Annotated in this window: 10 protein-coding genes; 3 read left to right on the top strand and 7 right to left on the bottom strand. The window is 62.7% G+C overall.

The window, feature by feature from the left end:
• Positions 1 to 31 precede the first annotated feature (31 nt).
• Entirely contained in the window at positions 32 to 1,384 is a 1,353-nt protein-coding gene (locus ACXWUF_RS00110; RefSeq protein WP_458492606.1) for a L,D-transpeptidase family protein, read from the top strand.
• Positions 1,385 to 1,457: 73 nt separating this feature from the next.
• On the opposite strand, the gene ACXWUF_RS00105 is transcribed toward ACXWUF_RS00110, so the two are convergent.
• The 5 genes from ACXWUF_RS00105 to ACXWUF_RS00085 form a co-directional block, all read right to left on the bottom strand.
• Positions 1,458 to 2,702, bottom strand: a complete 1,245-nt coding sequence (locus ACXWUF_RS00105; protein WP_458492605.1) for a tetratricopeptide repeat protein — start codon at positions 2,700 to 2,702, stop codon at positions 1,458 to 1,460.
• Positions 2,703 to 2,833: 131 nt separating this feature from the next.
• The gene (locus tag ACXWUF_RS00100; RefSeq protein WP_458492604.1) at positions 2,834 to 3,562 is read right to left on the bottom strand and encodes an energy transducer TonB; all 729 of its coding nucleotides are present in this window, start codon (positions 3,560 to 3,562) and stop codon (positions 2,834 to 2,836) included.
• Positions 3,559 to 3,948 (bottom strand): ExbD/TolR family protein, encoded by a 390-nt coding sequence (locus ACXWUF_RS00095; RefSeq protein ID WP_458492603.1) that lies wholly within the window; start codon positions 3,946 to 3,948, stop codon positions 3,559 to 3,561. The genes ACXWUF_RS00100 and ACXWUF_RS00095 overlap by 4 nt, the downstream gene beginning before the upstream one ends.
• The gene (gene exbB, locus ACXWUF_RS00090; RefSeq protein WP_458492602.1) at positions 3,938 to 5,155 is read right to left on the bottom strand and encodes a TonB-system energizer ExbB; all 1,218 of its coding nucleotides are present in this window, start codon (positions 5,153 to 5,155) and stop codon (positions 3,938 to 3,940) included. The genes ACXWUF_RS00095 and exbB overlap by 11 nt, the downstream gene beginning before the upstream one ends.
• Complete coding sequence (locus ACXWUF_RS00085) at positions 5,152 to 5,925, bottom strand: DUF3450 domain-containing protein (protein ID WP_458492601.1); 774 nt, start codon at positions 5,923 to 5,925, stop codon at positions 5,152 to 5,154. Before ACXWUF_RS00085 ends, exbB begins: the two co-directional genes overlap by 4 nt.
• 604 nt (positions 5,926 to 6,529) lie before the next feature.
• Between ACXWUF_RS00085 and ACXWUF_RS00080 the strand changes: the two genes are divergently transcribed.
• Positions 6,530 to 8,788, top strand: coding sequence for a TonB-dependent receptor (locus ACXWUF_RS00080; RefSeq protein WP_458492600.1), 2,259 nt, complete (start codon positions 6,530 to 6,532; stop codon positions 8,786 to 8,788).
• A 350-nt stretch (positions 8,789 to 9,138) separates the two neighbouring features.
• Entirely contained in the window at positions 9,139 to 10,140 is a 1,002-nt protein-coding gene (locus tag ACXWUF_RS00075; RefSeq protein WP_458492599.1) for a hypothetical protein, read from the top strand.
• Positions 10,141 to 10,288: 148 nt separating this feature from the next.
• Here ACXWUF_RS00075 and ACXWUF_RS00070 read toward each other — a convergent pair whose 3' ends face one another.
• Together ACXWUF_RS00070 and ACXWUF_RS00065 are read right to left on the bottom strand one after the other, a co-directional pair.
• Positions 10,289 to 11,080 carry a hypothetical protein gene (locus ACXWUF_RS00070; RefSeq protein ID WP_458492598.1) on the bottom strand — a complete coding sequence of 264 codons (792 nt, stop codon included), beginning with the start codon at positions 11,078 to 11,080 and terminating at the stop codon, positions 10,289 to 10,291.
• Between the two features lie 552 nt (positions 11,081 to 11,632).
• Positions 11,633 to 13,003, bottom strand: coding sequence for an urease accessory protein UreH domain-containing protein (locus ACXWUF_RS00065; protein ID WP_458492597.1), 1,371 nt, complete (start codon positions 13,001 to 13,003; stop codon positions 11,633 to 11,635).
• Between the last annotated feature and the right edge of the window lie 61 nt (positions 13,004 to 13,064).

Below are 13,064 nucleotides of genomic sequence, written 5' to 3'. Positions count from 1 at the left end.
TTCATGGAATAGCCCTGAGAGTCCGCTTTTTATGCCAACCACATCCCTTCTCGCCAGCAAGGAAAGCTTCGCGTTACATCCCCCACGGGCGCGATTCGCTTGGCTGATACTCATCGCCGGATTGCTGCCCGGCTGTGCCTGGTTCCAACCCGCCGAACGCTTCCACGTCACCCTGCCGACGGCGCCCGAGGACATCGAACACCACCGCTTCCCGTTGGGCAAGGACGACAGCCTCGTCGGCCAGTTGGCGACGGTCGAGGTCCGGGACGGCGACAGCCTGGCGGACATCGCCCGCCATTACGGCCTGGGCCACGAGCAAATCGGCGCCGCCAATCCGGGCCTCGACACCTGGGTGCCGGACGCCGGTCGGCGGGCCGTGCTGCCCCTGCAATTCGTCCTGCCGGACGCGCCGCGCCGGGGCATCGTCGTCAATCTGGCGGCGATGCGGCTGTTCGCCTTTCCCGGCAAAACCAGCGGCGGGGTGGTGACGTATCCCGTGGGCATTGGCCGGGAAGGCCGCTCCACGCCGACCGGCGATATGTACGTGGACCGCAAGACCGCGCAGCCCACTTGGTATGTGCCGGAATCCATCCGCCGCGACCACGCCAGAAAAGGCGATCCCCTGCCAGCGGCGGTGTCGCCCGGCCCCGACAATCCGCTGGGCGAATACGCCATGTACCTGAGCCGGCCCAGCTATCTGATTCACGGCACCAACAAGCCCTACGCCATCGGCTTCCGGGCCAGCAACGGCTGCCTCAGGCTCTACCCGGAGGACATCAAGCTTTTGTTCCAGGCCACGCCGGTCAAGACGCCGGTGCGGATCATCAATCAGCCCTATCTGCTGGGTTGGCAAGATGACCAGCTTTATCTGGAAGCCCACGCGCCCCACGAGGAGCTGAACGAGAAGGCGCTGAAAAAGAACCTCTACGCCAAGCTCAAGGACATCGAGAAGAAGCAGGGGCAAACGCTGGATTGGAACAAGATCGAAGCGACGCTGACCGAGACGCGGGGGATTCCGGTGCCGGTGCTGGCGAACTCGCCGACCGTGGCCCAGCTCGTCCGCGAGGCGGTGGCGCTGGCGCCACCGGATGAGTTGTACGGCCAGCCGCCAGCCCCGCCGCTGATGGCGATGGGCGAGAACTGGTTCGTCACGGCGCTGGAAACCGGCGACGAACTGACCGCCCGGCGCACGGCGGCGGTGCTGAACCACATGGGTCCACAGATTCCGGCGCGGGCGATGTCGCTGAGCGGTGGACGCTATCGAGTGGTGGCCGGGCCGTTCAAGGACGGCAAGGCCGCCCAGGCGATGGCGAAGCGGCTGCGGATTGAATTGGAGATGGACGGGGAAGTGGTGGCACCGGAAGCGCGGTTGAGCGCCCGTTAGGGTGGGAGTGGGCTTTAGCCCACGATCAGGCTCGATTGTCGCGGGCTGAAGCCCGCTCCCACTACCCCACAAATTACGAATGGCGCTGCCCCGCCTCCTTGTCCATATGCTCCAACCACTGCCGGGCCGTCTGCCGGACGGCGGGCGCGGTTTGCGCCTTGGTGAAGGCGTCGCGGGCCTGCTCCTTCTCATTGAGCCGGTAGTGAGCCAAGCCCAGCAGCAGCCACGCCCCACCGGGATTCTTGAGATTGCCTTGCGCCAAGGCCCGGTCCAGCGATTGCCGCGCCTTGCTCCAATCATGCAACTCGCTGTAAATCTGGCCGAGCCGGTGCCGGGTGTCGGCGACGTCCGTTTGGGCCGTCGCTCTTTCCAGGGCAACGGCGGCTTTGCCCAAATCCTTGGCCTCGGTCCAAGCATCGGCCAGCAACTCCAAATGCTTGACGCTGCCCTCGACCCCGCCCCGCTCGATCTCCCGCTGCAAAAGCTCCGCCGCTCTTCCCGACAAGCCCCGGTAACGCAACACCTGCGCCAGTTGCACGATTTCGGCGGACGACTTGAGCATCCCCCGCTGATACATCAATTGCCGGACAGCCAGGGCTTTCGGCTCGTCGCCCATTTCCTGGTAAATGCCCGTCAACTGGTTCCAGTACAGGGCGTTGTCGGGGAAGCGGTCGATCAACGCGGCGAGGGCTTTGGCGCAACCCTGATGATTGTGGCTCTCGTGGTGAAGGCCGAGCAGCCGTTGATACCACTCCGGCTTGGGCTGGGGGGCGCGGGCGATGGCTTGTTCGATGAGGGCGGCGGCTTCGGGGTATTGCTTGAGCCGGGTGCGGATGTCCGCCAGCAACAGGAAATGTTCCGGCGTGGGGTTGGCCGCCTGTTCGATCCAGACGGACAGCGTGTCAGCGGCCTTGGGGTAGTTTTCCGTCGCGAGGTGATATTGGGCCAGCTCCAATTGGGCCTGGGTGGCGTCCGCCGCAGGCAAAGCTCGCAGCGCCAAGGCTTGCTCCAGCGCTTGCGCGGCCTGGACGTAGTGCTTCTGCATCCCGTGCAGGGTGGCGAGATTGCGCCGCAACAAGGCTTCGGCGGCGGGGTTGTCCTTGAGTTGTGGCAGCAAGGCTTGGATTTTGGCTTCGGCCTCCCCGTAGGCCGATTTGGCGGCGAGGGCTTCGATGGCCTGGAATTCCTTGAAGATTGCCGGGTCCACCGTCGGCGCGGCGGCTGCTGCTTCGTGGTGATGATGGTGATGGTCGTGCATTTCCGGCTCGGCCACGGCCAGCGCAGAAAATAACGGGAGTAACAGTAGAGCGCGTCGCATGTTGGTTTCCGATTAGTAACGGAATGGAAGTGTCGGCTTAGTGCGGAGAATTCCCGTAGGGTGGGCATGTACTCATGCCCACCGATTCGCGGTTTGATGGGCGTTCTGGCGGGCATGAGTACATGCCCACCCTACTTATCCAACTCAAACTTCAAGGTCTGCCCGGCCCGCCGCCGCGTCGGTTTGCCGTTTTCCGTGGCCGGGCTGAATCTCCACTGGGCAATCGCGGCGATGGCGGCTTGCTCGAAGACGCCCGCTGGCTCGGCCTTTCTCACCTTAACGTCCGTGACCGAGCCGTTCTCCAACACGGTCATTTCCACCCGCACCCAGCCTTCGATTTTCTTGCGCCGCGCCTCGATGGGATAGGTCGGCGGAATCCGCACGATGGGCGACAGCCCCGCGCCGCCGCCACCGAAACCGGGCGCGACCAGCGCGCGCCCGCCGGACCCGCCCCCACCGCCCGCCGTCGGTGGACCCATGCCCCCGCCGGTCAGCCCGGTCGTGGGAATGGCCATGGCACCGATGCTCGGGCCACCCGCCGACAAGGCCAGCTTGGGCATGTCGAAGCTCGGCGCGGCAAAGGCGGGCGCTTGATCGGGACTGGCGGGCGCGGGGGGGGCCGGAGGCGGCGTCAAGTCGCCCATGGACGGCTCGGGATCGGCTTCGGGCGGAGGCGCGTCCTCCACCACGGGCGGCGGGGGAAGCTCCGCCGTCTTGAATAGATTGACTTCCCAACGGGTGGGTTCGGGCTTGGGTTTGGGCGGCGGTCGGCTCCACATCCAGAAGGCCGTCCCCACCAGCACGCCATGCACCAGCAGGGATAGGCCGAAGCCGCGCAGATATCGTCCGGCCTCCGTCATGCATCCGGCCCGGTGTGTTCGACTTGCAGGCTGACGTGGGGGAAACCGTTGCGCTTGGTCTCGTCCACCACCCGGACGAACTTGTCCAGGATGATGGCGCTGTCGGCGCTCAGCACGACCTGCTTGCTCTTGGGATAGGAACTCAGCGCCTCGCCCACGCTATCCAGGCCAATCAGCGTCTTGCCGAGATACAAGCTGCCGTCGGCCTTCAAGCTCAGGATCACGGGGATTTCAGAGTTCTGCTGCTCCACCTGCTGGGCTTCCGCCAAGTCCACCGGCACCTCGCCGGTCACAATGAACGAGGCCGTGGTGAGGATAATCACCAACAGCACCAGCATGACATCCACCAGCGGGATGACATTGATTTGGTCGAAATCATGATCCATGACGCACCTCGTAGGCTGTGACCAGTTCGCGGATGCGGCGGCGCAAGACGTTGTTCAGCACCACGCAGGGAATCGCCACCATCAAGCCGATGGCGGTGGCCTTCAAGGCCGTGCTGAGTCCAATCATGATGCTATGCACATCCATGGCGCTCTTCTCGGTGCCCATCTTGTGGAAGGTCATCATGATGCCCAGCACGGTGCCCAACAGGCCGACATAAGGCGCGTTGCCCGCCACGGTGCCGATCACGGTGAGATGGCGGGTGAGGTCCGTTTCCAGCGCCGCCGTATTGGGATATTGGCCGACATCGACCCGGCGATAGAACAACCAGCGCTCGCAAGCCACCGCCACCGCCCACACACTCGCCAGCAGCAACACGCCGAAAATCCCTAAATCAACCCCGTTCGCCACCACGCCTTGCAAGCTCTTGGGCAGCCACGAAAACCCCTCGGGCGCACGGGTGGCGAGGTCCAGCACGGCGCCCCGGGACGGATCGACGGCGATTTTCACCGGCGATTCTTGCCCGGCCCGCAGATTCTTCGCCAAGGCTAGATGATCGCTATCCGGCTGGCGGGACGGCTCCACCAGTCCGGCGGCGGGGGTATAGCGAAGGTATCGGTCGTTGGCGAGGGCGGCGAACGCGCCGATCCGGTACACCTCGATCTGCTGCGGGACGCCCGCCGCGTCAGTGACTTTGCCGGGGAATTTGACGACCTTGCCGGATTCGGCCATTTCCACCAGGGCGCTGGACCAGAGCTTTTCCAACTCGGGAATGCCGGGAAGCGCCTTGCCCACGGCCAGGGATTTCAGCGCCTCGGCGCGGCCAGGGAATTGAGCCGAAACCAGGGAGTTTTCGATGTCGGTCCTGAGCTTGCCGGAGAACTCCCGCACCGCGCTGAATAGGCTGCTTAGCTCGCCGCTCTGGGTCTTGATCTGCCCGTTGAGTTCCTTAATCCGCGCCTCGTTGGCGGTGAACTGCTCGCGGAGGGATTTGCTGTCCGCCTCGGCCTTGGCCAGCGCCGCCTTGGTGTCGGCGAGGAGTTTTTGCTGCTGGTTCTTGTCGGCCAGGAAATGGGTCTTGCGTGCCTCGTCGGCTTGGCGCTCACGGGCCTGGGATTCCTGGACTTGGCGGACCAGATCGTCCAGTTCGCCCGCCGCCGCCGGGCCGGTGAGTCCCGCCAAAATCAATGCCATCCAAACCTTGTTCATCGGGCAGCCTCCGGCGCGTCCACGGCGATGGGCAACAACTCCGGCGGAGTCTCCTTGCGGGCCACGGCCAAGCCCTTCCGCACCGGGGCGTTGTAATCGGTCGGCAGGGTTTGCCATTGCTTGGTTTTACTGTTCCAGACGCCCGTCTCCTTGCCATCCAAGTTTTGATAAAGCAGCGCCACCCGGCCAATCCGCAGGAAATCCACGGTGCGGGGATTGCCGCCGCTGTTGAGTTCGGCCCGGTAGGTTTCGATGGTCTTGCCGTATTCGTTTTCAACCCGGTAGGCGTCCAACAGGCGGCGGAATTTCTCGGCGTCGTTCACGTCGGCCCGGTTCATCAGGTCTTTCAAATCGGCCAGCCGCCGCGCCCGCTCGTCGGGCAGGAAGGGCCGGTCCAGTTGGACGAAGCGGTCCAGCGCTTCCAGCATCCGCAACATCAAGGGCACGATGTCGCGGCGGGTCGCCTCGATGTCGCCGAGTTGCTTTTCCAGCGACGCCTGGTCCGCGTCCTGCGAGGCCACCAAACGGCGCAAATGGGTGTTGTAAGCATTGAGCGCTTCGGTGCGGCGCAGGGCGTCCCGGTATTCGTCGAGCATCCGCCGGGTTTGGTCGCTCAGATTGTCGATGTTCTGTTGGGCGGAGGCGGACGCTTGGTTGGATTTCACCTGGCTGTCGATGGCCTCCATGAGCGGCTCAGCGGCGCTTGCCGCCCCGTGGATAGCGGATGAAACCGCCAGGGCGAGGACGGAAAAAAGGGAATGTCGTTTCATGCGATGGGCGGAAAATAGCGGTCGTGGCGCGGTTAGTTCTGGATTGGAACATGCTGGAAGCCACGCAGCAATGCAAGCTTTATGCCCCTTTGAAGCCATTGCCGATGAAGGCCAATGACGCTCCGGTAAACCCGTGATTTCGTTGTGATTGGTGATTCAAGTCAGCCAGGGCTAGTCAAGACGGGGGGCGTTCGCTCCCGGATGCCACGCCAAGCGCGGGTGTGTGAAATGCCACAGCGCATCCAACCCCCATTCGTCGCCCCGCTCCGCGAAATCCCGTCTCGAATCAAGCCCCTGCCTCGACTTGAGCTTATTGGCATGGCTAGTGCTTAGGCGTTCGGTTTTCTGAATTCCGGCGACTGAACATTTCCGATGTAGGGTGGGTTAGGCGCACGCGCTAGGTCAGGCTTGATATTTCTTGGCGGTCTACCGTGCGCCGTAACCCATCGTCCTAATCGGCATGGCGGGTTACGGCGCACGGCAACAGCGGCGGGGATATTAAATTTCTCGTGGTGTGCGCCTAACCCACCCTACGTCCAACCGCCTTGGGAAGTTCAATACGCGGTGGTTTAAGGGCATACGAGCCAATCCGAGGAGTAATCGCTTGCTGAAACAGTACGAAGACAAGACCCCTTTGGGCAAGGATGCGAAAGGCCGCAACACAGGGAGATGCTTGGCTTCGCTGCTGCTGTTGGCGGGCCTGTCGGATACCTTCGCCGCCGACGGCTTGGTGGAACTGGACGAACTGACCATCTCCGGTCAGGCGATGACCGAAACCCTCAGCGCCAACACCCTGGACGCCGCCGGACTCGTGTCCGAGCAGGGGCGCGGCAACGACACCGCCGGGCTGTTCAAGGACATCCCCGGCGTGAGCCTGAATACCGGCGGCGGCGTGTCCAGCCTCCCGGCGGTGCATGGCATGGCCGACGACCGGGTGAAGGTGGTGGTCAATGGCATGAACATCTCGTCGGCGTGCAGCAATCACATGAACCCGGCGCTGTCCTACGTGGCCCCCGCCGCCGTCGGCAAGGCCACGGTCATGGCGGGCATCACCCCGGTCAGCGGCGGCGGCGATTCGGTGGGCGGCACCATCGCGGTGGACCCGATCAAGCCAGAATTCGCGTCCGAAGCGCAGGGCGAGATTTACTCGGGCCGACTCGGCAGCTTTTACCGCAGCGTCAACGACAACGTGGGCACCTCGGCCAGCGCCAGCTACGCCAATGAAAACGTCCGGCTGGACTACAACGGCTCCTGGGTGCAGGCGGGCAATTACCGCCGGGGCAACGATGGCCCACGGGTGATTCCCAGCGGGTTCATGACCACCAACCATTCCCTCCGCGCCTCGGCCAAGCTGGACAGCGGACTGTGGTCCATGGACGTGTCCGGCCAGCACTTGCCCTATCAAGGCTTTCCCAACCAGCGCATGGACATGGTCCGCAACGACGCGGTGCTGGGTGGCCTGAATTACGAAAACGATTTCGACTGGGGCCAACTGGACGCCAAGGTCTATTTCCACCAGACCTGGCACACGATGGACATGCTGGAAGACCGCAAAAGCACCACCATGCCGATGAAATCCGACGGCTCGGACTTAGGGTATCGGCTCCGCGCCCATGTGTTTTTGGATGAGTCCCACACCCTGCACGTCGGCAACGAGTTCTTCCGCCAGACGCTCGACGACTGGTGGCCGGGCGAAAAGAATTACCCGCTGGATTTCATCAGCGTCAACAACGGCTTCCGCAACCGGATGGGCACCTTCGTGGAATGGCAGGCCGATTGGGACAAGGCATGGACCACCCTCTTGGGCGTGCGTAACGACACGGTGTGGATGGACACCGGGCAAGTGCATGGCTACTTCAACGACGCCACCGACCGCTTCTGGTCGGACCCGTTCAACGCCGCCGACCGCGCCCGCACCGACGTGAATTTCGACGTGACCGCCCTGGCGAGCTACGTCCCCCACGATTGGGATAAGTACGAACTCGGTTTCGCCCGGAAGATGCGCTCCCCCAACCTCTACGAGCGCTACGCCTGGACCGGCAACTCGCAGAAATCCATGATCAACTGGATGGGCGACGGCAACGGCTATCAGGGCAATTTGGACCTTCAGCCTGAGACCGCCTACAACTTCTCGTTCACCGCGTCCTTCCACGACCCGGAACAAAAAATCTGGTCGGCCAGCGTGTCGCCCTATTACACCCACATCGTCGATTACATCTGGGGCCGGGCGGAAACCATCCAGAACGACGGCTTCCGCAGTATGCACTTCGTCAACATTCCTTACGCGGACCTGTACGGGGTGGATGCCTCGGGCCGGTATAACATCGTGCCGGCGTCCGACCTGGGCGGCTTTGCCCTGCGGGCCTCGCTGGCCTATGTGCGGGGCGTCGGCCAGGATGGCGGACGGGGCCGGGCCTGCCCTTACGCCAGCAACGGCGGTTACGACCCCTGCGTGTACGAGGGCTGGTCGCGCGAGGGCTTGCAAGCGCCCGACAAGGTGAACCTCTACCACATGATGCCGCTGCACGGCACCTTGACCTTGGAACACACGCTGGAAACGGAGTGGGGAAAGTTCAACAGCGCCCTCGGCCTGGACCTGGTGGCCCGCAAGACCGCCGTCGCCAAGACCTACAACGAGCCGGAAACGCCCGGCTACGCCCTGCTGAACCTACGCACCGGCTATCAGTACAAGACGCTGAAGCTGGAATTGGGCGTCGATAACCTGCTGGACAAGGACTATTTCCATCCCTTGGGCGGCGTCTACATCTACGCGGCCAAGCCCCGGAAATATTCGCCCACCGACCTGCCCGCCGTGCCCGCCATGGGCCGCTCGGTGTTCGTCTCGGTGAACTTAGAATTCTGACCTGTTTGGGTGTGAGCGGTTTCCAACCGCGAAGCTCACCTAGATCGGGCATGTATTTCCATGCCCGATGCTTGCATGGGGAGGTATCGGGCACGAGCACATGCCCGACCTACCTATCTGCTTTCGTGGGAACGGCTTTGATGTCTCCCACCCCGCCAATTTTATAAATACGGCATATCCCGCATCATGATGGGCCAAATGACGCGGCTCGCCCGGAGCGCAAAAACACCGTGGCCCCAAACCATGGAAATTATGGGTAATCCCATAGCGTATGTTTTGGCATGTTATCTGTATAAGAAAATTAGGAAAACCTAATATTCCTTGATTCTGTACTCCACCAGGAGCCAACGATGAAAAACCTAACACTCACATCCGCCATGATTGTCGTCCTGGCCTGCCTGTCGGGCACGGCGAACGCCGCCGAGGTCCATGCCGGGAATGGCATTGGCTTCAGCAACGGCAACGTCAACCCGACCACGGGCGCGTCGCCGACTGGACCCTGGGTCGCCAACATCATCTTCGATAAGAACGACTTGAAGGCGAACGCCCTGACCGTCGTCAAGACCGGCGACAACCTCACCCACCCCCGCCAAGCGGCGGACGCCGCCAAGAATGGCAATTCCCAGGTCATGCCGACCCTCAAGTCCATGTCCTGGTGCGACGATGGCGCCAAATCCTTGATGTCCAGCACCCCGAGCAGCGGATGCTATGGTTGGAGCATGCACTCCCGCTGGATCGTGTTGGACCTGAACGCCTTGCAGAAGGCTGGCCTGACCAACGTCTGGGTCTCCATGACCGCCAAGCGCTACAACGACAATGACGCGGTGGCCACCGACGACGATCTGGTGCCCGCCCTCACGGTGTTCCAAGGCCGACAAGACGTGGGCATCCATCTGCACTGGTTCCCCAGCCAGTTCCAGCAAATGGCGGATTTCTGGGCCTGGAAGCTGACGCCCTTCACCGGCGGCACGACCCAGAGCAACGGCTGGGCCACGGGATACATGGCCTCGGGCAGCCTGGATTCGGCCAACGTGACGGGCCGGGTCAAGCTCAAGGCGGGCGGCCAGAACTACCTGACCCTGGTGGTCGGCGGCGACGCCAAGCACGCCACGGCGGCGGAGAAGCACGATGTCAACTTCCAACTGGACGTGAAGCTGAGCAAGACCAAGCCCAAGTCCAGCACCGACAACAGCGGCGGCGCCAAAATCGACAAGTGCGGCTGCGAAATCGGCAAGACCCAGTGGCACCCCTCCATGAATCACTGCATGGCCATTGACCTGTGCGAACCCATCGCGGGCACCGACGATCAATGCAAGACCCCGGCGATGTGCGATAGGGATGGCGGGCGGTAACACTCCGGCTCACCCGAATCAAAAAGGGCCGACCCAGAATTTCTGGGCCGGCCCTTTTGTTTTTCGACCTTCGGTCGCTTTGGGAATTGGGCGTGGCGCCACGATGAAGACCGACTGGGTTTTAAAAACCGAGTCGATCTACTTGGTTTTAGTGCATTTGGTCGGCGGGCTTGCTCTTCAAGACTTCGACCTCAAACTGGAAGTTGACGTCGTGCTTGAGGGAGGCGGTGGCGTGGCGGGCATCGCCGCCCAGCGCAACGGACAGGTAGTTGTTGCGGCCCTTTTGCAGCTTGACCTGACCGTAGAGGGTGACTTCCTGGGCGGTCGTGCCGTTGGCGGTGGCGAAGCCCGCTGGCGAGCCTTCGGTGAAGGGAGTCAGCTTGTTGGCCCAGAATGGCACCTTGGTTTGGTACTGGTTGGGATACCAGCCGAGCGCGGTGCCGTGGTCTTGGTAGCCCTTGAACACTGTCAGGCCGGGAATCAGGTCGTCGTCGCTGGGCAGGACTTTGCCCGTGCTGTCGGTCTCCGAAGCTGCGCCGTCGTTCAACTGCTTGAGCGTCACCATGACGTAAGCCTTGCGGATGCCCTGGTCATAGAGCTTGTTCAGGTCGATCAGGAACCACTTGGAATTGTGGGTCCAGCCATAGCCCAGGTTCACGTCGGTGGAAGCATCGCCCTTGGGATTGGCCGCGTTGTCCTTCCAACCCATGGATTTCACGAACGGCACGGTGTTGGCCGGGTGATTGGCGTCGCCCGTGCCCAGCGCGTCGCCGGTCTTCAACACCAGCGGCGCGGCGCCGCTCTTCATATCGGCCTTGTCGGGCGTGATCTTCGCCACGTAAGGCACGCCGCCGCCAGCGACTTCAAAGCCGTGGGCCAGGCCGGAGAGGCCAAACAGCGCCGCCAATCCCAGAACCGCCGTGATGTAATTCTTTTTCATATCGAAGATGCTCCTGTCGTTATATGAACCGGCACTTTGCCTCATGGCGATGTGCCTTGTTGTGGTCTGCCGACCGCGCTCGCCAGCGGCCTAGCCTTCGCAAATATCAACCCGGTGCCGGACTGGATCACCGGGCAGCCAACCGCAAGCCTTCCACCCCCGCCGTGTTCACGCCTTCGATAAGGCGCGGCCTATCCGCGAAGCTGGGTTTAAGCATGGGTTTGGGCTGGCGTATTAGCAAAATTCACACCAAAGCCTTGGAGATGGCGGAAATCAAGGGGAATTTATCGGTGAAGGCATGGCGCTCGACGTAGGCGCATACGGCAAATACCGCACTCCAAATATAGGGTGGGGTAATTGCCGTAACCGGGGCGGCGCTTGGAAGCTTCGGGTGTGGGTTTTATTGGTTGGCGGCAGCACGGTCGGAGCGCGGGCGTCCCGCCCGCCCGCGGGCCAGAGGCCCGCGCTCCAGTGGGATCAATCAAATAAACCCACCTCCCCAACGGGAATATTAGATTTCACGTCACGAAATCCAGCTTTTTACACGCCCCTTCAAGGACGCAGGCTGCGCCGCAAGGTCTCGATGGCCGCCGCGCTTTTTTCCAGCAACGGCTTCATCCATTCGGGTGGCGGCGTGGACGGGCCACCATGCCCATGGTCGTGACCGTGCCCCATGGCCGCGTGATTGTGGCCGTGGTCATGCAGCGCGGCGGGAGGATGAGCCGCCGCCGTCGCGATGTGGGGCGTTTCCTCGTGGACCAGGAAAGCGCCCCGGTTCATGCCCATCCAGCAACTCCACGGGATCACGCCGGTTTGGTTGGGGGTGAATTCGATGAGGTTCTCGCCCTTTTGCACGTCGAACTCCAGCCCTAAGGACGGAATGACGATGCGGTGGTTGCAATAGCTCAGTTCCTCGCCCTGGATGCTCCATCGCACCGGGACGCCTTTCCGCAACACGAACTCGTTGGGTTCGAAGCCGTTCTTGTTGACCGCCATGCGGATGACCTGGGCTTCCGGCGGCACCGCCTCTTCGGACGCCCCGCTCAAAGCAGACGGCGTCCAGCGGGCCACGAGGGAATCGAAATCATAGCCCTGCCCCACCATGTCGAGCCCCCGGTTGAGCATGATGGCGCCGAGGGCGATGACCACCACGCCGGACGCCTTGACGATCTTCGGCGCGAGCTGCTTGGACAGGGCGCTGGTCAGCACGCCGAAGCCCATCATCACCGGCAGGGTGCCGAGGCCAAACACGAACAGCATCTTCGCCCCATCCAGCGGATTGCCCGTGCCCGCCGCCATGATGTACATCGCCTGCAAGGGGCCGCAGATGACCATCAAGCCGTTCAACAGGCCAATCACGAAAGGATTGCTGTTGCTCCGGTACGCCTTGCCCAAGCGCTTCATGACGAAGCCCGGTATCTTGATGCGGAACCGGCTCAGCGACGGGAACAGGTTGAGGGTGGCAAGCCCGAACAACAGCAGGAATATCCCCGCCGCCAATCCCGCCATGCCCCGCATGAAGGGCGTGAAGGTAATAATGGCCCCGAGCGCCCCGAACAAGCCGCCGATGACCGTGTAGGACAAGGTTTTCCCCGCCCCATAGTAGGCATGGGTGAGGTACTTGGAGCCGCCCTCCCCCGCCGCCTTGACCGTGTAGCCCACCACCAAGGCGCCACACATGCCCACGCAATGAAAGCCCGTGAACAGCCCGGCGATGAACAGCAAGGCATAGCTCAGCCGGTCGCCGTCCACGGGAAGCTCGGGATGGCCGCTCATGAAGCGGTCCAGATTGAGCAAGAACAGGATGCCGACGGCGATCAGCAGGATGGTGAACAGGCGGTGCAGCATCTCCTTGAACCGCTTGAACGAGCCGGGCGTCGGCACAGGGGTGGCTGATGAAGAAAAATCGGGGCGGGTGCTCATGGGTTCGGAAAATGGCGGAATGATTGTGATCGTTGTTCCGGCCATCCATGGCGGGGATGTT

It is taken from the genome of Methylomagnum sp. (assembly GCF_054333355.1).
Note: the sequence above shows the minus strand (reverse complement) of the source record. Positions and strands in the feature narration are given on the sequence as shown.

Bases quoted from the DNA above. Each gene is read 5' to 3' on its own strand.
- ACXWUF_RS00110 (WP_458492606.1), top strand. From the start codon at position 32: ATGCCAACCACATCCCTTCTCGCCAGCAAGGAAAGCTTCGCGTTACAT.
- ACXWUF_RS00105 (WP_458492605.1), bottom strand. From the start codon at position 2,702: ATGCGACGCGCTCTACTGTTACTCCCGTTATTTTCTGCGCTGGCCGTG.
- ACXWUF_RS00100 (WP_458492604.1), bottom strand. From the start codon at position 3,562: ATGACGGAGGCCGGACGATATCTGCGCGGCTTCGGCCTATCCCTGCTG.
- ACXWUF_RS00095 (WP_458492603.1), bottom strand. From the start codon at position 3,948: ATGGATCATGATTTCGACCAAATCAATGTCATCCCGCTGGTGGATGTC.
- exbB (WP_458492602.1), bottom strand. From the start codon at position 5,155: ATGAACAAGGTTTGGATGGCATTGATTTTGGCGGGACTCACCGGCCCG.
- ACXWUF_RS00085 (WP_458492601.1), bottom strand. From the start codon at position 5,925: ATGAAACGACATTCCCTTTTTTCCGTCCTCGCCCTGGCGGTTTCATCC.
- ACXWUF_RS00075 (WP_458492599.1), top strand. From the start codon at position 9,139: ATGAAAAACCTAACACTCACATCCGCCATGATTGTCGTCCTGGCCTGC.
- ACXWUF_RS00070 (WP_458492598.1), bottom strand. From the start codon at position 11,080: ATGAAAAAGAATTACATCACGGCGGTTCTGGGATTGGCGGCGCTGTTT.
- ACXWUF_RS00065 (WP_458492597.1), bottom strand. From the start codon at position 13,003: ATGAGCACCCGCCCCGATTTTTCTTCATCAGCCACCCCTGTGCCGACG.